This window comes from Brevundimonas vesicularis NBRC 12165 (assembly GCF_001592205.1).
Taxonomy (GTDB): Bacteria; Pseudomonadota; Alphaproteobacteria; order Caulobacterales; family Caulobacteraceae; genus Brevundimonas; species Brevundimonas vesicularis.
The window spans coordinates 102,369-122,720 of record NZ_BCWM01000002.1 but is presented as its reverse complement, the minus strand read 5'-3'; the positions used below and the strand labels follow the sequence as shown (position 1 = coordinate 122,720).

The following is a 20,352-nucleotide window of genomic DNA, read 5'->3' as shown; positions in this document are numbered from 1 at the left end:
CGATTGTTCACCCAGCTTTCCGATTATTCACGTGTGCGCGCCCGGCCTGCGCGGCACAAAAGGGTCAAGCTTCAACTGGGGAACACACCAATGCTTCGTCTTGCTCTCGCCATCGCCATCGCCGCCCCGCTGCTGTCGGGCTGCATCATCGTCTCGACCGAAAAGCCGACCACGCGCGTCATCACCGCGCCGGCCTCGGGCCAGTGATGCGCCGTCTGGTCAAGTGCCCGATGATCAAGGGCCAGATGATCAAGGGTCTGGCGGTCGCGGCCCTGGTCGCGCCGCTGCTGTCGGCCTGCGTCATCTATGACAGCGACGCGGGCGAAAACGTCTCGGTGAACCTGCGCCGCGACGACGCCCCGCCGGCCGAGGCCATCCGCGAAGCCCGGTTCGCCGACGGCGCCCTGGTCGCGCGCGTCGATTCGAACGGCTGCACCCAGGCGTCGGATTTCGAAGTGTCGGTGTCGGACGGCTCGCCGGCCGAGATCACGCTTCGCCGCACCAAACAGGACCTTTGCAAAGCCCTGGTCTCGGACGGCGTCGAGCTGCGCTGGACCTATGCCGACCTGGGCTTGGAGCCCGGCACGCCGGCACGCATCCTCAATGCGCTGAAGTAGGCGTCTCGAACACGACCAGCATGTCTGGCGGAATGCGCTGCGGTCTCAGGGTCGCAGCGTCCACCAGCACCCATTCGGTGACGCCCTGGGCGCAGACGCGGCCCTGGGCGTCCTCGATGCGGACATAGCGGGTGAAGCGCGGTCCCTGCGGATCGCCGACCCAGGTGCGGGCGACCACGCCCTCTGCGCCCGGCTCGATGCCGCGCAGATAGTCGATCTCATGCCGGGTCGCGACCCACGACCATTTCGCCCGCGTCGCCTCGTCGAAGCGCGCATTCCAGTGGGCCGTGCCCGCATCCTGCAGCCAGCCGACATAGACGACGTTGTTGACGTGGCCGTTGGCGTCGATGTGCTCGGGCCGCACGTCCAGCGGCACGACGAAGACCTCGCGGTCCTCGCGCGGCGTGAGGGTCTTTCTGGCCATCAGGCCTCGCCGAGCGGCACGCCCTTCTCGACCATCAGGGCCTGAAGTTCGCCGGCCTGGAACATCTCGCGGATGATGTCCGATCCGCCCACGAACTCGCCCTTCACATAGAGCTGCGGGATCGTGGGCCAGTCGGTGAAGCTCTTGATGCCTTCGCGCAGGGCTTCGTCCTGCAGCACGTCCACGCCAACGAAGCCGGCGCCGACATGGTCCAGAATCTGCACCGCCAGGGACGAGAAGCCGCAGCGCGGCTGGTCCGGCGTGCCCTTCATGAACAGAACCACGTCGTTCTGGGCGACGGTTTCGCCGATGAAGGCGTGGACGGGATCGGCGGCTTGGGCGGTGTCGGTCACGGATAAGGGCCTTTCGTGAAGCCCGTCAGCTAGGGAGCCGAACGGGCGCGGTCAAGGCGTCCGCGACGTTCTGCACAGCCGCTGGGGCTGGTCAGGCCGCCTGATTGGCCACGACGCGCGCCATCTCGATCTGCGCGGCCAGGCCCGGCGGCATGTCCCGCTCGGGCGCGGCGGCCAATGTCGCCAACCGATCGGTGTCGGTCGGATTGACGATCACGCTGGATACCGACGGGTCGGTCAGCACGTAGGACAGGCAGATCGCTTCGGCCGTCCAGTTCTGGGTGCGATAAAGGAAGCCGAAGGCGTCCTTCTTGGGCGTATCGACGGGGCGCTTGTCCTTGCCGAAGCCGAACAGCCCTTTTTTGAAGATCGGCGCATCCGGCGCTCGCGCGCGCCGGTCGGCATAGAAATCATAGGCGAAGACCGCCATGTCCTGCTCGCGCGCCGAGCGGATGCGATTGCGGATCTTCCAGTCGGCGTTGATGTCGAATGGCGTCAGCAGGGCGTCGAACGCCCCTGTCGATACATAGGCATCCATCACGTCGCCGCCGCCGGCGATGCCCAGGAGCTTGATCCGTCCGGTGGCGCGCATGGCCTTCAGCGCGCTGAGCGACGATTGCGCCAGTTCGGTCTCGCCCGGCTCGTGCAGCACCGCCACGTCGATCCACCCCAGGCCCGAGAAGTGCAGCGCCCGGTCGATGGCCGCCGTCATCCCCTGGGCCGAGAAGTCGCGCTGCTGGTCGCGACCGTCGCCGGCGCCCAGCGTCAGGCTGACATAGACGAGCTTGCGATCCACATGCGACAGGGCCTCGCCCAGCACCTCGGCCGCCACCGGGTCGGCGGTCTCCAGCCGATAGCTGTTCACCCCGGCCTCCAGCGCCGAATACAGCAGGTCCAGCCCGGCCTCGCGCCCGCGTTTCAGCACGTCGGCGCCGAAACTCAGCGTCAGGTTGGAGATGGCGGCGCCGGAGACGCCGAAGGGGCGATAGCGCATGGGCTTCAGACCTCCTTGGCCGGCGCGGAGGTCTCGAGCGCCAGGGCGTGCAGTTCGCCGCCCATCTGGCCCTTCAGCGCAGCATAGACCATCTGGTGCTGACGCACGCGCGGCAGGCCGGCGAAGGCGCTCGACACGATCCGCGCGCGATAGTGGTCGCCGTCGCCCGCCAGATCCTCGATCTCGATCTCGGCGTCGGCGAAGGCTTCGACCAGATGCTGGCGCAGCGTTTCCACGGACATGGGCATGGCGGGCACTCACACTTCGTTGGACGCCAGTTTTGCCCGATAATCCTTAATGCCGACCTACGGCGCGCGGCGGGGTCGTTCGAACAACTGGACCGGCTGGTCTTTGTAAGTCGTCGTCGCATAGGGGCGATAACCCACCCGCGCCGCCAGCTTCAGCGAGGCCAGGTTCTCGGGCGAGATCATGCAGACGGTTCGCCCCTCCAGCCTCCGGTCGGTCCAGGCCAGGGCCGCCGTCAGGGCCTCGGCCGCATAGCCCCGCCCCTGAAATCCCGGCGCCACGCCCCAGCCCAGCTCCGGCGCGTCGAACGGCGGCTCCATCTCGCGGCGATAGTCGAACACCCCGACGCTGCCCAGATAGGCGCCGCCGTCCCGCAGCCGGATCGTCCAGTTGCCATGGCCCATCGCCGCCCAATGGCCGAGATCGCGCAGCAGCCGGAACCAGACCTCCTCGCGCCCCAGCGCCCGGCCCATGATGTGGCGCGTGAAATCCTCATCGGACCAAAGGGTCAGCAGGTCGTCGAAATCGTCGGTCGAGACGGGGCTGATCACCAGTCGCTCGGTCGTCAGAATTCTGTCGGTCACATCAGGCCCAGTTGCTTGAAGCTGGCCACCCCGTCGCGGCCGACGACCAGATGGTCGTGAACCTCGACGTTAAGGGCGCGGCCGGCCTGCACAACCTGTTTCGTGATTTCGATGTCGGCGCGGCTGGGGGTCGGGTCGCCCGACGGATGGTTGTGCACCAGGATCAGGGCGCTGGCCGACAGTTCCAGCGCGCGCCGCACGACCTCGCGCGGATAGACCGGCGCATGATCGACCGTGCCGCGGTTCTGCACCTCGTCCAGGATCAGCTGGTTCTTCTTGTCCAGATACAACACCCGGAACTGCTCGCGCGGCTCGTGCTGCAAGGCGACGCGGACATAGGCCAGCAGCGCCGTCCACGACGAGATCACCGGCCGTTTCGCCGTCGGCTCCTTTGCGATCCGCCGCGTCACGTCGAAGATCAGCTGAAGGTCCAGCGCCACCGCCCGCGTCGCCTTGCCGACGGCGTAGCCCATCGACCGCGCCACCTGATCCTCGATCGCCTCATGGCTGGCTGCCCCGATCCCCTCCAAGCCTCCGAACCGCGCCAGCAGATCCTTGGCCAGCGGCTTGGTGTCCTTATAGGGCACGCTGCGGAACAGCAGCAGCTCCAGCAACTCATAGTCGGGCAGGGCGCCCAGCCCCCCCTTCGCCGCCCGCTCGCGCAGACGGTCGCGATGACCGCTGTGGCGCGGCTTCTGTGTTGGCGCACCGCTTACAGCGTGCGTCATCGGCGCAACTGCTCCGGACCAAACTCCAACCCTGGTGGCCAACGAGGCCAGTTTGGGGAGGCGACAGCCCCATTCGGCGGCGGAGATTGGTCGTGGTGGTGCAAGAAGCGAGTGCCGTCAGTTTTGGTAGCCGCCAGGCCGATCCGGCCTTCGGCGTCTGCGAAGATCGGCACCAGAAGCCATCCTCCACTGGTGTCGTCGTCTCGCATGATGCCTGGCGCACCTCGATTTAGATACGCGCCGGCTCTCTGTTTCAATCCGCAATGAGGCTTGTCTTCCGAGTAGGCGACGCAGTGCGTCATCGGAGATGATGTCCCTGAAGACCAGCAGCTGAACGTGACCTTGGTGTCCAGAGGGACGCACCGCCCAACTTCAGCGTCACTATCCGCCATCATCCCGATGGCGCTTGGCTTCGAAGGCCCGTGATCAGCGGCGCAGCCCAGCAGCAGCACCGCTAGGCCAATCATGGCGCAGGCATTCCTCATCGGCGAATCCATCAGGTTGCGTTTCAGCAACCTAGCGTCGCGCTCTCGATCGAGAAAGTCCCTGTCTCTAAAGCTCGCCGCCGTCCGTCAGTTCGGCCGGAACAGCCCCGCCGGCGACGCCGTGAAGATTTCCAGTCCGTCTTCCGTCACCCCGATGGTGTGCTCGCACTGGGCCGACAGGGACTTGTCGCGCGTCACGGCGGTCCAGCCGTCGGACAGCACCTTCACGTGCGGCTTGCCCAGGTTCACCATCGGTTCGACGGTGAAGAACATGCCGGGCTTCAGCACCGCGCCCTCGCCGCGACGGCCGTAGTGCAGGACGTTGGGGCTGTCGTGGAAGACGCGGCCGATGCCGTGGCCGCAGAAGTCGCGCACCACGCTCATGCGCTGAGCCTCGACGAACTTCTGGATCGCATAGCCGATGTCGCCGAACGTATTGCCCGGCTTGACCTGCTCCAGGCCCAGATCCAGCGACTGATAGGTCACGTCGATCAGCTTCTTGGCCCGCGCATTGATCTCGCCCACCGCATACATGCGGCTGGAATCGCCGTGCCAGCCGTCCACGATCACGGTGTGGTCGATGTTGACGATGTCGCCGTCCTTCAGCACCCGGTCGCCGGGAATGCCGTGGCAAACGACGTGGTTGATCGAGGTGCAGACGGTCTTCTCGTAGCCCTTGTAGCCCAGGCAGGCGGGCAGGCCGCCGTTGTCCAGGGTGAACTCGCGCACCAGATCGTCGATCGTGCTGGTCAGGACGCCCGGCTTCACATGCGCTGCGATCATGTCCAGCGCCTCGGCGACCAGACGGCCGGCCTTGCGCATGCCCTCGAAGTCTTCCGCCTCATGGATGCGAATGGCGCTGGAGCGGACCAGGACGTCGGTTTCGAGTTCGGGCGTTTCGTACATGGGGCGATCGGTCTGCAAAAGGCGGGATACGGCGCAATCCGTTCGCCGCAGATGGGCGTTATAGCATGAAACCTCAAGCCTGCCCCCGGATTCCCGCATGACCGACGCTGACACCGACCGCTCTGGCCCGACCGCCGCCGTCTTGGTCATCGGCGACGAAATCCTCTCGGGCCGGACCCAGGACACCAACACCAACACCATCGCCCGGTTTCTGGCGGCGTTGGGGATCGACCTGATGGAGGCGCGGGTCGTCAGCGACGATCACGGCCGGATCGTCGAGGCGTTGGACGCCCTCCGCTCACGCTGGGACTATGTCTTCACCACCGGCGGCATCGGTCCGACCCATGACGACATCACCGCCGACGCCGTGGCGGCCGCCTTCGGCGTGGCCCTGCCTGAACATCCCGACGCGTTGGCCATCCTGTCTCGCCGCTATGGCGACGATTTCAACGCCGCGCGCCGTCGCATGGCGCGCATCCCCGAAGGCGGCGTTCTGATCGCCAATCCGGTCACCGATGCGCCCGGCTTCCAGATCGGCAATGTCTTCGTCATGGCCGGCGTGCCCAAGATCATGCAGGCCATGCTGGAAGACGTGGCCCCGCGCCTGCGTACCGGCGCGATCGTTCATGCCCAGACCTTGAAGGTCAGCGGCGTCGGCGAGGGGGCGGTGGCCGATGTGTTGCGAGCGGCCGCCAATCAGCGCCGCGACCTGTCCTTCGGCAGCTATCCATTCGGCCATGGCAGCGTCGGCGAAATCGGGACCCAGCTGGTCATTCGTGGCCGCGATGCCGATCAGGTTGCGGCGGCGGCGCATGATTTGATCGCAGAACTGCGTAATCTGGGCATCGATGTTGCCGCTGCGTAACCTCGCAAAGCCGTGATCGTGTGCGGCTCAGGCGCCACGGTTTCGCCTGTTTCCGGTCCGATGGGGGCCTTGCCCGCAACGCTTTCGCGCCGCGAACGCTGAGAGGGCTCCTCCCCTGATCGACCGCGCGTAATGCGGCCGGCGCTTACTTAGGTGTATGAAATGACCTCCAGGAACTTCGCCCGCGTGGGCGGGATCGCCCTGACGACCGCCCTGCTGGCCGGCGTCGCCGCCCCGGCCATGGCCGGCTCCTTCTACGTCCAGGAACAATCGACCCGCGGCCAGGGTCGCGCCAACGCCGGCGTCGGCGCCGACAAGGGCGTCCAGTCGCTGTGGTGGAACCCCGCCGCCATCGCCGGCACCCAGCGCGAAGTCTATGTCGGCGCCCACGGCCTGATCCTGGACTCCGACGTCGACAATCGCGGCTCCACGCTCAGCTACAACCTGCCTGCCCCGACGCCGCCGTTCCCGGCCGGCACCATCCTCAGCGGCTCAACCGTTGTGGCTGGCGACCCGCATGTCCACGACGTCGTCGAAAGCGGCATCGTGCCGAACTTCGCCGTCTCCATGCCGATCGGCGACCGCTTCAACGTCGGTCTGGCCGTCCAGGCGCCCTACAACTTCACCACCAAGTACGAACAGCCTGATTTCGCCCGCTACGACGCCCTGACGTCGGAACTGCGCTCGGCCAACGTCAGCCTGGTCGCCGCCATGACGGTCACTGACTGGCTGGACATCGGCGCCGGCTTCGACGCCCAATACGCCAAGGCGACTCTTTCGTCGGCGCTGCCGAACCTGCCGACCGTTGCTGGCGTTGCTCCGCTGGTGCTGATCCCCTCGGCCACCGACGGCCGCAACCAGCTGGAAGGCGACGGCTGGGATTACGGATGGAACGCCGGCGCCCAGATGCACTTCGGCAAGCTGGACCTCGGTCTGTCGTACCGCTCCAAGATCGAGCACGAACTGGAAGGCTCGGTGAACATCTCCGGCCTGACTGGCGCATTGGCTGCGGCAAACGTTTCGGCCGACGGCCAGGCCAGCTTCAACACGCCCTGGTACGCCACCGTCTCGGCTCGCTACGCCGTCAACGATCGCCTGACCCTGAACGCCCAGGTCAACCAAATCGGTTGGAGCGAGTTCGACGCCATCCGCGTGACCTATGGCGCCAACGGTCGTTCGACCATCGTTCAGGATTATGACGACGTCACGACTGGCGCGATCGGCTTCGACTACAAGATCGATCCGTCGATGACCTTCCGCGCCGGCCTGGGCTACGACCCGACCCCGACCTCGGACGATCACCGCACCGCCCGTATCCCGGACGGCGACCGCTGGCTCTACGCCGCCGGCCTGTCCAAGACGATCGGTTCGATGACCTTCGACGGCGCCGTGACCTACATCGACATCGACACCGCGACGATCAACGACACCCGCGACGTTTACGGCAACGGCCTGGTCGTCTCGAACCTGCGCGGCGAAGCGCAAGGCTCGGGCGTGGGCTTCTCGCTGGGCGCGACCTGGAACTTCTGAGGCCCGCTCAGCCCCGGCTGACATGAGAACGGCGGCTCCTTCGCAGGAGCCGCCGTTTTTTATTCCTCCACCGCGCAGCGGGGGAGGGGGACCGCGCGAAGCGGGGTGGAGGGGGCGGAAACGGGCGCGACGTCCGACGTGTCACGCCGTGCGACGGTCGCCCCCTCCACCGCTTCGCGGTTCCCCTCCCCCGTTTCGCTGCGCTTCACGGGGGAGGATCTAGATCAGCCCTTCGCGGCGCCGCCGTACCCCTTGCCGCCGTTCGACGGGCGGCGACGGGGGCGGCGCTTCATTTCGCCCTCGGCCGGTTTGACGTTGTCGTTGATCGAGGGGACGCGCTCGCCGGCCAGGGGGTTGTAGGCGCGCTCGGGACGCGGGGCCGCCGGGGTTTCGCCCGGGCGGTTGCGACGCTGGCGGTGCGGCTGGCCGCCGCCTTCCGGACGCACGCCCTCGCGGTGTGGCGCGCGACGGCCGCGACCGCCCCGTCCCTGGCCGCCCTCGTTGCGCTCGCCGCCCTCGCGTTCCGGCATCGTCGCCTTCTTGCCGACGCCGGTGGCCATGATGGTGGCGTCCAGCTGGCCCAGGGCCTTGTCGTTGCGGCGGTCGATGGCCGGGATCTTCTGGCGCGTGACCTTCTCGATGTCGCGCAGCAGCTTCATCTCGTCGCCGGCGACGAAGCTGACGGCGGTGCCGTCCTTGCCCGCCCGCGCGGTGCGGCCGATGCGGTGGACATAGGATTCCGGCACGTGCGGCAGTTCGAAGTTCACGACGTGCGAGACGCCGTCCACGTCGATGCCGCGCGCGGCGATGTCGGTGGCGACCAGGACGCGCAGCTTGCCGGCCTTGAAGGCGGCCAGGGTGCGTTCACGCTGGGGCTGGCTCTTGTTGCCGTGGATGGCCCCGGCCTCGACGCCGCCGGCTTCCAGATAGGCCGCGACCTTGTCGGCGCCGTGCTTGGTCTTGGTGAAGACCAGGCAGCGCGTGTATTCCGGATCGCTGAACATCTCGGTCAGCAGGGCGCGCTTCCTGCCCTGTTCGATATAGACGACCGACTGGCTGATACGCTGCACCGTTGTCGACTGCGGCGTGACCTGGACCTTGACCGGATCCTTTAGCAGTTCGCCCGCCAGCTTGCCGATCTCGGACGGCATGGTCGCCGAGAAGAACAGGTTCTGGCGCTTGGCCGGGATCTTCGAGACGATCTGGCGGATCGGCTTGATGAAGCCCAGGTCCAGCATCTGGTCGGCCTCGTCCAGCACGAAGATCTCGGTCGAGGACAGGTCCAGGTTCTTCTGCTGGATGTGGTCCAACAGGCGGCCGGGCGCAGCGACCAGGATGTCCAGACCCTGTTGCAGGGCCCGCTCCTGACCGCCGTATTTCACGCCGCCGAAGATCACGGCGACCCGGAAGCCCAGGTGGGCGCCATAGGCCTTGAAGCTGTCGCCGATCTGGGTGGCCAGTTCACGCGTGGGGCTCAGGACCAGCACGCGCGTCGTGCGCGGCCGGGGCGGAATGCGGTTTTCGGCCAGGCGATGCAGGATCGGCAGGGCGAAGGCGGCGGTCTTGCCGGTGCCGGTCTGGGCGATGCCCAGCAGGTCCTTGCCGGCCATGACGTCCGGGATGGCCTTTTCCTGGATCGGGGTCGGCTTGGTGTAGCCGGTCGAGGCCAGGGCCTGCAGCAGGGCCTTGTTCAGGCCCATGGATTCGAATGTGGTGCTCACGGCAGTCTGTCTTTCGCGTAGCGGCAGGGCGCTATCAGCCATGGCATGACGCCGTCGGGCCGCGCACCGCCAGTCCCGACGGGGCCTCGGGGAGGAGGCCTGCGGGGTGGATCGGGCGCCGCCCCGCGTGTCCGGGCAGCGAATGGATATGAGGGGCCGGCGGCTTCTACAGACAGGTCCGAAGGGGACCCACACGCGCTGGAGACGCCGGAGATCGCGAGTGTGCGACGCCGCGCAAATGGGCGCTTATCGCCGATAAGTCAACTGCGGCGCCCATCAGGGCGCGTATCGCGTCGCCGCCTCGGGCAGTCCGTCGGGCAGGCCGATGGCCGCGCGCCAGTCCTCGGGATGCAGCCGCGCCATCTCCAGATCCAGCCACGCCAGCGGCTTCAGCGCCCCGTCCGCGTCCCAGAACCGCTCGGCCCACGGCTGTCCCGTCTCGATCGCCCGCGCCCGGTCCCGCGCCGTCGCCTCGGGCCCCAGATGCGTCGCGCGCCAGTGATACAGCCACGGAATATGCCAGTGCGGCGCCCGGCTCAGCCGCTCGTCCGTCATCGCCGCCGCCAGACATTCCGCCAGCGCCCGCGCGTCCTCCAGCTGGGCGTTGAAGGCGTCGCGCCGCGCCTGGATATGCCGGTCCCAGCCTTCCGCCGGCTCGATCGGCGCCAGCGTCGGCTCGGGTCGTTTCCAGCCTTCCGCCTCGCGCCGCTTCCACAGGGCGGGCACCCCGACGTCGTAGCGGGCGGCGACGGACCGCGCGGTCTCGCCGTCCTCCCACGCCTTGCGAACCTCGGCCCAGACGGCGTCCGGCCGGATCTTGCGATGTATGCCCTGGCTCATGGGGCAGGGGTGTCGCACGCCCCTGCGTCATCATCGGTCGCACCCGCGCCTCATGCACAGCTGGCGCGTGACCCCTGACATCTCGCGATGTGGAAAATCAAATCTCTAGCCTCGATAATCGGTCTTCTTCCGGCCTGGGGTAGAGACCGCCCCATAATGCCCGCATGGAAAAACGCCGCTACAAGATCAAACCGCCCGAGGTCTGGACCCAGGTCCGAAAGGACTATCTGTCCGGCCTCGACGCCAAGACCGTCGCCGCCCGCCACGACGTGACCGAGGCCGCCATTCGCGCCCGCGCGACGAAGGAGGGCTGGTCCCGCCATCCGCGCAGCGAGGCCGCGACGCCCGCGCCCCAGCCCCTGTCGCCAGACGACGCGGCCGACCTGTCGCCGGACGACCCCAACGATCCCGTCGCCCTGGCCCGCGCCGCCGCCCAGGCCTCGGGCCGCGCCCTGCACGCCCAGGACTTCGCCCAGGCCCGCGCCCTGGCGGCCCTGGCCGAGACCTATCGCAAACTGGCCGACCGCGACGGCCCCGGCCGCGCCGCCCGGCTGACGGTGAAAAACGCGCCCCTGCAACTGGTCTTCGACATCCTGACCAATGAGGCCGAGGCCGAGCGCCGCTTCGCCATGAACACCAGCGACAAGAGCGACTGGGAACTACGCGGCCAATACTGGCAGGCGAAGCAGAAGCTGACCCGCGCCAACGATGAATGGAGCGAGGCCCAACTGGCCCGCCGCGTCCAGCTGGACCGCCGCATCGCCGCGCTCGAGGACCAGCTCCGCGCCGCCGGCCTCGACCCCGTCATCGAACGTGAACAGGACCGCCGCATCTCCCAGGGCATAGACCTCTACCTCGGCACCTGGCGCGGGATCGTGACGATGGAGGAATGGGACAAGACGCTGGATGAGTTGTGAGGGCCGACGCTCTGCCTAAGCTTCAGCCCAAAGGACGAAGAGAAAAGCAGATCAGTTAGCGCGTGTCGGCTCAATGTCGCAGCCCAACTCGGTTAGCAGCGGATTGATTTGGGTCCGTCCTGTCGAGCGGCTGCGCATCAATGGCCTGCCTCCAGCCTCTAGCAGCATCCTGTTTCCGCCCCTATCCCCCGACATGTCCGCAAATGTGGCAACAAAAAGAGGTTTGTTGGCTTTAAGCGCAACTCTACCAGCATTTAGTGTCCCGCCAGTTTCGCCAGCCTCAATCACCACTATCGCGTCGCTAATTGAAACAATCGCCCTGTTGCGATCCATCGCTCTGTCAGCGCGCCAAACGTGGTGTGGCTGAAAATAACTCAGCACCAAAACGCGTGACCAGTCCCAAAAGTCCCGTATCTCTCGCTTTATACGAAAGCCGTTGGCTCCCTCAGGAAGAACAATAATAGTCGATCCGCCCGACTTCAGAGCTTCTTTGTGGGCTGTGATGTCTACTCCAGAAGCATACCCCGAAGTAACGGTAACATTGCGTTCAGACAAAAATATTGCGCAATCCTTAGTTACATCAAGGCCTGACTCGGTTGCCTTCCGAGACCCGCAAAATCCCACCGACTTTTGGGCAAGTAATTCTAAATTGCCTTGGTACCATAGATCAGGCGGAACGAGATCGTCGAACAAGTTCCTCATGAAAGCAGGGTACGCCCTGTCTTGAGGGGTTAATGCGTCGAATTCGTTTGTCACGTGTTGTCCGTGTCTCGCCATGTCTTGACTGCGCAAAGTCCGTATACGTCGGTGGCGCCTGCCTCCAAGAGTTTAGAGGCCACAAACTGTAGGGTCATGCCCGATTGATATTTGTCATCAAAGAGGATCACCCGCTTACCTATAACGCTGGGTCCTGCGGTCAACCCGGCAGCCTCTAATGCGTCCCATTTGTCCGCCACGCTCAATGACTTAACGCTCTGCTTTTTATTGGCGAAAGCTAGATCGTTTACCGCTGGTTTCCCTGTCTGCGCGGCAACTTGGGCAATCACAGCGGAAGGCAAATCCCAGCTTTTCGAGGGGCATGGCGGCACTGCGCACAAGAGCGTGGCTGCGGAGTACGGCTTCAAAAGGCCAACCGTGTGAGTGACGGCATCCGCGATTATGCCGACTGATTTGGCGTCATGATTAGTTTTTGCCTCATGTTCAGCTCGTCCTAGCGCTGTATAAACTCCGGCACTTTCTAGGTTGAAATCTATAGCGATCGAGAATGTAAGCGTGTCTCTTAAAAAAATGAGATGCTTTCTATCATCCTGCCATCTAGTTGCCTTTGAAATATCATGCGGTGTTTTCAAAAATGCGTACGGTCCGTACTTTCCTTCTCTCGTGTATATATGATTTTCCTCTTCAAACATGCGGTCAATGCATGGGAAAAGGGTGCCGATAGTATATTGGCCGGTGTCATTTTTCTTCACGACAGGTGTATCAGCGAAGCGGCGCCTTTTAGGTGTGTTTAGGCGGGAAGTTTCCACTCGCATTTTCGTAATTTGCTGCGCCATTTAGCAATCTCCATGAAGGCATACCACGCCAACATGCGTGACAACGGCAAAACGGATCCCGTTAAGCCTGTGCCGATTGCTATCTCAGGGTGGTGTCGTTTACAACCTTGACTTCCTGAACCGCTCCTGCGCTTCCGCCGCCGCCTCGGCGCGCCAACGTTTGGGCGCGGACTTGTCGACGGCTTCGCCGGCGCCGGTCAGGGCTTCGTTGGCGAACTCCAGGTCCATCAGCTTCATGCGCTTGATCTCGTCGCGCAGGCGGCCGGCTTCCTCGAACTCCAGGTTGGAGGCGGCCTCGCGCATGCGGCCTTCCAGGTCGCGCAGGGCGGCCTGAAAGTTGGAGCCGACGAAGGGTTTGGAGGCTTCGGCCACGCCCGGTTTGGTCAAGCGATCCATCTCGCGCGACTCATAGGGGCTGTCCATGATCTCCTTGATGTCGCGCTTGACCGTTTCGGGCGTGATGCCGTGTTCGGCGTTGTAGGCCATCTGCCGTTCGCGGCGGCGGTCCGTCTCGGCGATGGCGCGCTCCATGCTGCCGGTCATGCGGTCGGCGTACAGGATGACGCGGCCGTCCACATTGCGTGCGGCGCGGCCGATGGTCTGGATCAATGAGGTTTCCGAGCGCAGGAAGCCTTCCTTGTCCGCATCCAAGATGGCGACCAGGCCGCACTCGGGGATGTCCAGACCCTCGCGCAGCAGGTTGATGCCGATCAAACAGTCGAACGTGCCCAGCCGTAGGTCGCGCAGGATCTCGATCCGCTCCAGCGTGTCGACGTCGGAGTGCATGTAGCGGACGCGGATGCCCTGCTCATGCATATATTCGGTCAGGTCCTCGGCCATCTTCTTGGTCAGGGTGGTGACCAGGCTGCGGTAGCCCTTGGCGGTCGTGGCCTTGACCTCGTCGATGACGTCGTCGACCTGGTTGCGGGTCTTGCCCGAGACGGGGCGGATCTCGACCGGCGGGTCGATCAGGCCGGTGGGGCGGATCACCTGCTCGACGAAGACGCCGCCCGCCTGTTCCATCTCCCACGGGCCGGGGGTGGCCGAAACGTGCACCGTCTGGGGGCGCATGGCCTCCCATTCCTCGAACTTCAGCGGGCGGTTGTCGATGCAGGAGGGCAGGCGGAAGCCGTATTCCGCCAGCGTCGACTTGCGGCGGTAGTCGCCCCGGAACATGCCGTTGATCTGGCCGATGGTGACGTGGCTCTCGTCCACGAACAGCAGGGCGTTGTCGGGGATGTATTCGAAGAAGGTCGGCGGCGGCTCGCCCGGCGCGCGGCCGGTCAGCCAGCGGCTGTAGTTCTCGATGCCGGCGCAGCTGCCGGTGGCCTCCATCATCTCCAGGTCGAACCGGGTGCGCTGTTCGAGGCGTTGCGCCTCCAGCAGCTTGCCGTTCTCGACCATCCAGTCCAGCGTCTCCTTCAGCTCCGCCTTGATGCCGGCGGCGGCCTGGTTCAGCGTCGGGCGCGGGGTCACATAGTGGCTGGCGGCATAGACGGTGATCTCGTTCAGATCGGCCGTCTTCTTGCCCGTCAGCGGATCGAACTCCTGGATCGCCTCCAGCTCGTCCCCGAACAGGCTGATGCGCCAGGCCCGGTCCTCAAGGTGGACCGGGAAGATTTCGATCACATCGCCCCGCTTCCTGAACATCCCCCGGTCGAAGTTCAGGTCGTTGCGCTTGTACTGCAGCGCGATCAAATCCGCCCGCAGCTTCGCCTCGTCGATCTGGTCCCCCACCTTCAGCGTGAACGTCATCGCCGTATAGGTCTCAACCGACCCGATACCGTAGATGCAGGACACCGACGCCACAACAATGACGTCTTCGCGTTCCAGTATCGCCCGCGTGGCAGAGTGCCGCATACGGTCAATCTGCTCATTGATGCTTGAGTCCTTCTCAATGTACGTATCCGTACGCGGGACATAAGCTTCCGGCTGATAGTAGTCGTAGTAGCTGACAAAGTATTCGACCGCGTTATCGGGGAAGAACGACTTGAACTCGGAATAGAGTTGGGCCGCCAGCGTCTTGTTCGGCGCCAAAATCAGGGCGGGGCGCTGGGTTTCCTCGATCACCTTGGCCATGGTGAAGGTCTTGCCCGAGCCGGTGACGCCCAGCAGCACCTGGTCGCGGTCCCCGGCCTGGGCCTGCGCCACCAGTTCGGCGATGGCGGCGGGCTGGTCGCCGGCGGGCGTGTATTTGGTCTCCAGCCGGAAGCGGCCGCCCTTCTTCTTGCCCTCGTGCGAGGGGCGGTGCGGCACCCAGTCGGCGGGCGCGGCGACCGGCTCCTCCGGCGTCAGGCGCGGCCCGGCGACGGGGGCGAACATTGGCATCTTGCCCGTGCCGCGGATGAAGGCGGCCGAGGCCTCCTGTACCCCCGGATTTGGGACGTGAACGGGCTTGGCCGGCTTGGCGGCGGCGGGCTTCGGCGTCGAAGAACGGTTCATGAACAGAACTTAGTGCGTGAGGAGGTCTCTCGCCATAGCGCGCCGGTGAGCGGACGGTTGCCGTCAGGCGGCGCGTCGCGCGGCGAAGCGCCCATCCGACAGCGGCGTGATCCATCCATAACGCACCAGGGTGTAGAGCGCCTGGATGACGCGCGGCTCGATCCGTTTGCCGCCAGCCTTGAAGGCGCGAGCGATCTCGATCGCGTCCATGGCGCGCCCCGACCGTTCCAGCACCGCACGAATGGCCAATGGCTGTTCCGACTTGTCCTTGGGGAAGACCGGCAGGCTGCGGTCGAAAGCGACGACATTGTCGCCGAGGTCCAGCGCGCCAGACGTCTTGGAGGCGGTCTTGGCGAACCGTGGGATCTGATAGTTCGGCCTCAGCCAGCGTACATGACCGGCGGCTTCCTCCGCAGCGCGTTCGGCGTTGAGGGCGACGAGACGTTCCAGAATCTGTTCGTCCGAAAGATCGTGGGGCCAGCCATAGGCGTCTGCGGTCGCCCGATCGATCTGGTCGTGCAGGTCCTTGAGGATCAGCACCCGGCCGCGTTCCTTGACGTTCTGATCCTTGGCGTCCAATGGCGTCCCGGCGCGAATTTTCTCCAGCACGTTATAGAGGCTGGTCAGGGTTAGGTCGGGATGCTCGGCCTGCACCGTCTTGCGCGTGGCGTCGAGTTCTTCGCCGAGGTCGCGCAATGCGCTGCGGGCGAGGTCGCATGGGTCGGGGAAAGGGAACTTTCCGAAGCACTCTGAATGATTGTAGTTGGGCCGGTCCTCAAGCATCGCTCCAGTCCGCATCGCCCACAAAGCATGGATCGAGGAGCTGACAATGGCCAACGAAGAGGCGTCCTCCAAAGCGATCGCAATGATCTTCGCGTCAGCGAGTATGTCACCGTCCAAGAATGAGAAAATCCGGTGCTTGGATGTGCGGCAAGTTGCAACGAATCGCGACAAGCCTTCGAGGGCTGAGCGCATTCGAGAGCGTGGCTCGGCGTAAATCCAGAAGTTGTCGCGAGTCTTCTCGCGATTGACCAAATCGCGTTGCGGCTTAACGCGGTCCAGAACGATCTGGAACAAGCTTGGATATTGGGTTCGAGCTGCTCTTTCTTCTAAGCCGTAGAAGTCGATAATGAACCGTTCTTCAGCCCTGCCTACAAGGTCGCGGCCGATGGCGTAGCGCTTAACGACCGAAGGAAGATTGGCAATCTCGTAGCCGAGATGTTCTAGCTCGCTCCTTGTAACTCGGAAACCTTCACCAACCGGAATGACCCCTTGGTGAGCGAGATCAATGTTGCCAAGCATTTGGGCTGCGGATGCTGCGTCGGGTCCAACCTGCAAATCCGGCGCAATTGACCCAATCTCAAGAGAAAACTCAATAAAGGGTTCATCTGATGTCAGGCCTGTTTCTCGGATAACACTGGCAAGGATGCCGTCCAGCTTTCCGGCCTCGCAGACCGTCATAGCTATCCGCACGGACGCAGAACTACGCTCAACTTTAGTCCAAGGATGGTCCGCGATGGCGAAGATTAGCGAGATGTTCCCCGATCCGCGAAGATGATTCTCCAACACTCGTCGATTGAATGTTTGGGTAATTGAGTTGGTCGTGACGAACCCGAAGCGACGAAGGGGAAGCGCTTTTCCTTCGAGTATTTCGGCGGCGCGATCCCACCAGTACATGACTAAGTCAATGCCTTCGTTGAGCTTGGGGTACGCACGACGAAGCGCGTCGGCATACGCGCCTCCGAGACGATCTCTCATCCGCTTGTTGCCGATAAACGGCGGGTTCCCAACGATGAACTCCGCCTCCGGCCAGTCCGGCCGCCGCGCGTTCGGATAGACCTCAACCGCGACCCCGTCCCTCATCTCGAACTGAAGCTCGGGATAGCCGTCCCAAGTCAGGACGGCGTCTTTTTGCTGAATGTTGCCGAAGGCCTTCAGGATCGGTTCGGCGGGATGTTCGGCTCGGTTGCGGTAGTGCTGCTGCAGATAGCCGATCCACAATACGAGCTCGGCGATGGCGGCGGCGCGGACGTTCAGCTCGATGCCCAGGAACTGGTGCGGATCGACGGTTTCGAAGCCGATTGTTTCGGACTGGCCCAGCTCTGCGAGCGCCTCCAGCACGTCGCCTTCCAGCTTCTTCATAAGCTCCAGCGAGACATAGAGGAAGTTGCCCGTTCCGCAGGCCGGGTCCAACACACGTGTGTTGCAAAGCTGATGGTGGAAGGCGCGGATGATGGCGACCGCTTCTTTCAGGTCGCCGCGCTCGCGGGCGTCGCCGGCCTTCAGCTGGGCGTCGGCCCAATCGCCGCGAAGCGGCTCCATCACCGTGACCTCGACCAGGCGTTCGACATAGGCGCGCGGGGTGTAGTGGGCTCCAAGCTTGCGACGCTCGGTGGTGTCCAGCGCCTGTTCGACCAGGGTGCCGAAGATGGCGGGCTCGACATAGCGCCAGTCATGGCGCGACGCCGCCAGCAGTTCGCCGATCTCCTCACGGCCCATCGAGAACGCGCGGGCGTCATGAAACAGACCGCCGTTGAAGTAGCGCAGATGGGTCTTGAAGCCGGAGAAGAAGCGGTCGGCGTAATCGGGCGCATCCATCTTGCGCCACAGGTCCTGAAGTAGCGGTGCGAAGCTGGCGGGGCCGTCGAGGCATTCTTCCAGCAGGGCCGTGAACTGGCCTCGCGGCAGGAGGTCCGCGTCCTCGGCGAACATCGTGAAGATGCAGCGCATCAGAAACTGCGCCACCTCCTCGGCGGGGTGCTTCCTTTCAAGCGCCTTGGAGACTTGGGCCAGGCGCTCCGCGATCTGGCGCGTGACTCGCGCGGCGTGGCGACCCGGGTCCAGGCTGTAGGGATCAGACCAGATGCTCCTGAGGCGCGCGACGACCTCCGGATCGCGCAAATCCTCCAGCCGGATGCGGAAGCGCTTGCGATCGGGAAAGTGGGAGTAGGCCCGACCGCTGCCCGAAAAGTCCGCATAGACCTCGAAGACATAGCCGACGTCGCAGACGATGATGAAGGGCGGCGCTGCATGGTCGGCGGGCAGGCGAAAGACATAGTCCTCGGCCTGGCGGCGGGCGTTACGCATCAGAATGTCCCAGCGCCCTTGAGACGCGGCGGTCGAGACGGTTTCATCGGCGTTGAAGAGCATCGCCTGACCGTCTGGCCTGTGGGCGGCGCGCGACTGTTTAGCCTCCAGAATGAAGCTGCCGCGCTTGTAGAGGTCGATGCGCAGGGTGGAGGCCAGGCCTTCGGACTCGCGTCGCTTCACGCCGCGTTCGAAGACGTAGTCGTTGGCGCGGGTGTCGTCGCTGGCGGGGTCTGGCCGGGGCAAATCCAGCGCTTCGCACAGCTCGGCGAGGAACATCTGGTAGTTGGCGCGCTCGGCGCCGCCGCGAGCGGATTGCCAGCGCTGTATGAAGTTCTCGGTATCCACGTAATGCCCCCGGCAACCTGACCGCGCGAAAGGCCAGACCTCCAGTTGCAATCTGTAGTTATTAAGAAATCGCGCACCACGGGTGTTTTCACTTGGTGCTCAAGCCATTGGGTTCTTGTGCGACCAACATTGACTCTCTCGCACAGTATGTCTCATACACTGTGTATCACACACTATGTGACGCACGGAGGTGGCGAGTGAGCGAGAACGACGAGGCGTTGCTGTTCGAGAGTCTGCGGATGGAGCTGCGGCGGGGGTCGTTGATCCTGGCTGTGCTGGCGAGCTTGCGGCGCGAGCAATACGGCTATTCGCTGCGGGTCGCCTTGGGCGAGGTCGGGGTCGAGATGGAGGAGAGCACCCTCTATCCGCTGCTGCGGCGGCTGGAGAGCCAGGGGCTGCTGGACAGCGAATGGCGCGAGGAGGAGCGGCGCAAGAAGCGGTTTTACCGCCTGTCGCCGCGCGGGGAGGCGATGCTGGAGCGGCTCGCTGTGGAATGGCGCGGCCTGTCGGCCTCGCTGGAGAAGATGCTGTGAACATCGGGAAAGAGGGAGAGACCGGCATGGACCTGGTCGAACGTTATCTGAAGGCTGTGGGGGCCCAGCTGCCGAAGGACAACCGCGAGGACATCGTCGCCGAGCTGCGCGACGAGATCATGGGGCGTCTGGAGGCCCTGGAGGCTCGCCTAGGACGGGCGCCGATCGACGACGAGGTCGAGGGCCTGCTGCGCGAAGTCGGTCATCCGCTGACCGTGGCGGCGCGCTATCGCCCAGGACCGCAGGCGCTGATCGGGCCTGAGCTCTATCCGTGGTGGATGTTCGGGCTGAAAGTCGGGCTGACGGTGATGGCGGCTGTCACCCTGATCGGCCTGGCGGTGCGGGTCCTGGTCGGCGACGTCTATGTGGGCCAGGCGATCGGGCAGGGGATCTCCAGCCTGATCAGCGGCGCGATCACGGTCGTCGGTTTGCTCACCGCCGTCGGCTTCGTGCTGGAGCGTCAGTCTAAGAAGCCGGACTTCATCGCCAAATGGCGCGTCAAGGATCTGGGCCTGTTCGAGCTGGGCGGCGATTTCGACGCCGAACAGTGGGGACAGAAGCTGGCGAACGGCGACTGGTCGGGACGGAACATGGGTCAGGCCAAGTCAGGCCGCGCCGTGCGCAAGAGCGCCGAGATGTCGCCCGTGGCGCGTGCGGTGGCCAGCGCCATCGGCTGGACCGTGGTGCTGTTGTGGTGGACGGGCCTGTTACAGGTGGCGCCGATCCGGCCGGAGGAACTGGCCGGTGTCGTCGACGGCGTCGATTACGGGCGCATTCTGGCCGACATGGTGCGGGTCGCCTATTGGCCGGTCGCCCTGTTCGCCGCCTGCCGCATCGGCTTCGATCTGATCCGGGCGGCGTCGGGCGGAAATGTGCGGGTGACGGCGCTCGGCGACTTGGCGTTCGGTGTCGCCGCCGCCTGGGGCCTGCTGTGGGTCTGGTTCTGGTCGGCGCTGTCGCCGCTGATCTGGGTTGGCAGCATCACCGATGTTGTGGATCGGGTTCGGGTTCTGATCGGCCGCTCTGGCGACGATGCAGGCGGGGTGGCGACGATTCTGATGGTCGTGGTGGTCTGGGCCTTCGCCGCAGAGGTGGTGCGGGTCATCCGCGCGGCGGCGCGACTGGTCGTCGGTCGATAAGGCGATATCCCCTCTTGACGGCGTGTAACCTATAGGTGAT

The 20,352-nt window shown here is 64.8% G+C and carries 19 protein-coding genes; 6 read left to right on the top strand and 13 right to left on the bottom strand.

Features of this window, described 5'->3' with window-relative positions:
* Window positions 1-206: 206 nt before the first annotated feature.
* The gene (locus tag BVE01S_RS02170; protein WP_066623623.1) at window positions 207-617 is read left to right on the top strand and encodes a hypothetical protein; all 411 of its coding nucleotides are present in this window, start codon (window positions 207-209) and stop codon (window positions 615-617) included.
* Here BVE01S_RS02170 and BVE01S_RS02165 read toward each other — a convergent pair.
* The 7 genes from BVE01S_RS02165 to map all read right to left on the bottom strand — a co-directional run bounded on the left by BVE01S_RS02165 (window position 601) and on the right by map (window position 5,337).
* Window positions 601-1,041 (bottom strand): acyl-CoA thioesterase, encoded by a 441-nt coding sequence (locus BVE01S_RS02165; RefSeq protein WP_017504695.1) that lies wholly within the window; start codon window positions 1,039-1,041, stop codon window positions 601-603. The genes BVE01S_RS02170 and BVE01S_RS02165 overlap by 17 nt on opposite strands.
* Window positions 1,041-1,394: a Grx4 family monothiol glutaredoxin gene (grxD, locus tag BVE01S_RS02160; RefSeq protein ID WP_017504696.1), complete on the bottom strand. Its 354-nt coding sequence runs from the start codon at window positions 1,392-1,394 to the stop codon at window positions 1,041-1,043. The genes BVE01S_RS02165 and grxD overlap by 1 nt, the downstream gene beginning before the upstream one ends.
* 91 nt (window positions 1,395-1,485) lie before the next feature.
* A complete protein-coding gene (locus BVE01S_RS02155; protein ID WP_066623621.1) occupies window positions 1,486-2,388 on the bottom strand; it encodes an aldo-keto reductase family protein in 903 nt (300 codons plus the stop codon).
* A gap of 5 nt (window positions 2,389-2,393) precedes the next feature.
* On the bottom strand, window positions 2,394-2,636 hold the full coding sequence (locus tag BVE01S_RS02150; protein WP_017504698.1) for a BolA/IbaG family iron-sulfur metabolism protein: 243 nt from the start codon (window positions 2,634-2,636) through the stop codon (window positions 2,394-2,396).
* A 57-nt stretch (window positions 2,637-2,693) separates the two neighbouring features.
* Window positions 2,694-3,218: a GNAT family N-acetyltransferase gene (locus BVE01S_RS02145; protein ID WP_066623617.1), complete on the bottom strand. Its 525-nt coding sequence runs from the start codon at window positions 3,216-3,218 to the stop codon at window positions 2,694-2,696.
* Entirely contained in the window at window positions 3,215-3,946 is a 732-nt protein-coding gene (radC, locus tag BVE01S_RS02140) for a RadC family protein (protein ID WP_066623614.1), read from the bottom strand. Before radC ends, BVE01S_RS02145 begins: the two co-directional genes overlap by 4 nt.
* 572 nt (window positions 3,947-4,518) lie before the next feature.
* Window positions 4,519-5,337 carry a type I methionyl aminopeptidase gene (map, locus tag BVE01S_RS02135; protein ID WP_017504701.1) on the bottom strand — a complete coding sequence of 273 codons (819 nt, stop codon included), beginning with the start codon at window positions 5,335-5,337 and terminating at the stop codon, window positions 4,519-4,521.
* A gap of 97 nt (window positions 5,338-5,434) precedes the next feature.
* Between map and BVE01S_RS02130 the strand changes: the two genes are divergently transcribed.
* Window positions 5,435-6,202 (top strand): competence/damage-inducible protein A, encoded by a 768-nt coding sequence (locus tag BVE01S_RS02130; protein ID WP_066623611.1) that lies wholly within the window; start codon window positions 5,435-5,437, stop codon window positions 6,200-6,202.
* 162 nt (window positions 6,203-6,364) lie between these two features.
* Complete coding sequence (locus BVE01S_RS02125; RefSeq protein WP_066624101.1) at window positions 6,365-7,732, top strand: OmpP1/FadL family transporter; 1,368 nt, start codon at window positions 6,365-6,367, stop codon at window positions 7,730-7,732.
* A gap of 224 nt (window positions 7,733-7,956) precedes the next feature.
* Here BVE01S_RS02125 and BVE01S_RS02120 read toward each other — a convergent pair whose 3' ends face one another.
* Entirely contained in the window at window positions 7,957-9,495 is a 1,539-nt protein-coding gene (locus BVE01S_RS02120) for a DEAD/DEAH box helicase (protein ID WP_370667548.1), read from the bottom strand.
* Between the two features lie 234 nt (window positions 9,496-9,729).
* Complete coding sequence (locus BVE01S_RS16700; protein WP_066623603.1) at window positions 9,730-10,293, bottom strand: hypothetical protein; 564 nt, start codon at window positions 10,291-10,293, stop codon at window positions 9,730-9,732.
* 164 nt (window positions 10,294-10,457) lie between these two features.
* Here BVE01S_RS16700 and BVE01S_RS02110 point away from each other — a divergent pair, with 164 nt between their 5' ends.
* Window positions 10,458-11,210, top strand: a complete 753-nt coding sequence (locus BVE01S_RS02110) for a hypothetical protein (RefSeq protein WP_066623601.1) — start codon at window positions 10,458-10,460, stop codon at window positions 11,208-11,210.
* A 51-nt stretch (window positions 11,211-11,261) separates the two neighbouring features.
* On the opposite strand, the gene BVE01S_RS16425 is transcribed toward BVE01S_RS02110, so the two are convergent.
* The 4 genes from BVE01S_RS16425 to BVE01S_RS02100 form a co-directional block, all read right to left on the bottom strand.
* Complete coding sequence (locus tag BVE01S_RS16425; RefSeq protein WP_084375241.1) at window positions 11,262-11,987, bottom strand: DNA-processing protein DprA; 726 nt, start codon at window positions 11,985-11,987, stop codon at window positions 11,262-11,264.
* On the bottom strand, window positions 11,963-12,763 hold the full coding sequence (locus tag BVE01S_RS16695; RefSeq protein ID WP_146111994.1) for a hypothetical protein: 801 nt from the start codon (window positions 12,761-12,763) through the stop codon (window positions 11,963-11,965). Before BVE01S_RS16695 ends, BVE01S_RS16425 begins: the two co-directional genes overlap by 25 nt.
* Before the next feature lie 99 nt (window positions 12,764-12,862).
* Entirely contained in the window at window positions 12,863-15,091 is a 2,229-nt protein-coding gene (gene uvrB / locus BVE01S_RS02105; protein ID WP_240612168.1) for an excinuclease ABC subunit UvrB, read from the bottom strand.
* A 177-nt stretch (window positions 15,092-15,268) separates the two neighbouring features.
* Window positions 15,269-18,640 (bottom strand): class I SAM-dependent DNA methyltransferase, encoded by a 3,372-nt coding sequence (locus BVE01S_RS02100; RefSeq protein ID WP_066623596.1) that lies wholly within the window; start codon window positions 18,638-18,640, stop codon window positions 15,269-15,271.
* A gap of 239 nt (window positions 18,641-18,879) precedes the next feature.
* Here BVE01S_RS02100 and BVE01S_RS02095 point away from each other — a divergent pair, with 239 nt between their 5' ends.
* The gene (locus tag BVE01S_RS02095; RefSeq protein ID WP_088582905.1) at window positions 18,880-19,173 is read left to right on the top strand and encodes a PadR family transcriptional regulator; all 294 of its coding nucleotides are present in this window, start codon (window positions 18,880-18,882) and stop codon (window positions 19,171-19,173) included.
* Window positions 19,174-19,199: 26 nt separating this feature from the next.
* Complete coding sequence (locus tag BVE01S_RS02090) at window positions 19,200-20,312, top strand: hypothetical protein (protein ID WP_066624099.1); 1,113 nt, start codon at window positions 19,200-19,202, stop codon at window positions 20,310-20,312.
* The last annotated feature ends 40 nt before the right edge of the window (window positions 20,313-20,352 follow it).

What these genes read in the sequence shown, in the direction of transcription:
- BVE01S_RS02170 (WP_066623623.1), top strand. Translation starts at nt 207, where the DNA reads ATGCGCCGTCTGGTCAAGTGCCCGATGATCAAGGGCCAGATGATCAAG.
- BVE01S_RS02165 (WP_017504695.1), bottom strand. Translation starts at nt 1,041, where the DNA reads ATGGCCAGAAAGACCCTCACGCCGCGCGAGGACCGCGAGGTCTTCGTC.
- BVE01S_RS02155 (WP_066623621.1), bottom strand. Translation starts at nt 2,388, where the DNA reads ATGCGCTATCGCCCCTTCGGCGTCTCCGGCGCCGCCATCTCCAACCTG.
- BVE01S_RS02150 (WP_017504698.1), bottom strand. Translation starts at nt 2,636, where the DNA reads ATGCCCATGTCCGTGGAAACGCTGCGCCAGCATCTGGTCGAAGCCTTC.
- radC (WP_066623614.1), bottom strand. Translation starts at nt 3,946, where the DNA reads ATGACGCACGCTGTAAGCGGTGCGCCAACACAGAAGCCGCGCCACAGC.
- map (WP_017504701.1), bottom strand. Translation starts at nt 5,337, where the DNA reads ATGTACGAAACGCCCGAACTCGAAACCGACGTCCTGGTCCGCTCCAGC.
- BVE01S_RS02130 (WP_066623611.1), top strand. Translation starts at nt 5,435, where the DNA reads ATGACCGACGCTGACACCGACCGCTCTGGCCCGACCGCCGCCGTCTTG.
- BVE01S_RS02125 (WP_066624101.1), top strand. Translation starts at nt 6,365, where the DNA reads ATGACCTCCAGGAACTTCGCCCGCGTGGGCGGGATCGCCCTGACGACC.
- BVE01S_RS02120 (WP_370667548.1), bottom strand. Translation starts at nt 9,495, where the DNA reads ATGGCTGATAGCGCCCTGCCGCTACGCGAAAGACAGACTGCCGTGAGC.
- BVE01S_RS16700 (WP_066623603.1), bottom strand. Translation starts at nt 10,293, where the DNA reads ATGAGCCAGGGCATACATCGCAAGATCCGGCCGGACGCCGTCTGGGCC.
- BVE01S_RS02110 (WP_066623601.1), top strand. Translation starts at nt 10,458, where the DNA reads ATGGAAAAACGCCGCTACAAGATCAAACCGCCCGAGGTCTGGACCCAG.
- BVE01S_RS16425 (WP_084375241.1), bottom strand. Translation starts at nt 11,987, where the DNA reads ATGGCGAGACACGGACAACACGTGACAAACGAATTCGACGCATTAACC.
- BVE01S_RS16695 (WP_146111994.1), bottom strand. Translation starts at nt 12,763, where the DNA reads ATGGCGCAGCAAATTACGAAAATGCGAGTGGAAACTTCCCGCCTAAAC.
- uvrB (WP_240612168.1), bottom strand. Translation starts at nt 15,091, where the DNA reads ATGCCAATGTTCGCCCCCGTCGCCGGGCCGCGCCTGACGCCGGAGGAG.
- BVE01S_RS02095 (WP_088582905.1), top strand. Translation starts at nt 18,880, where the DNA reads ATGGAGCTGCGGCGGGGGTCGTTGATCCTGGCTGTGCTGGCGAGCTTG.
- BVE01S_RS02090 (WP_066624099.1), top strand. Translation starts at nt 19,200, where the DNA reads ATGGACCTGGTCGAACGTTATCTGAAGGCTGTGGGGGCCCAGCTGCCG.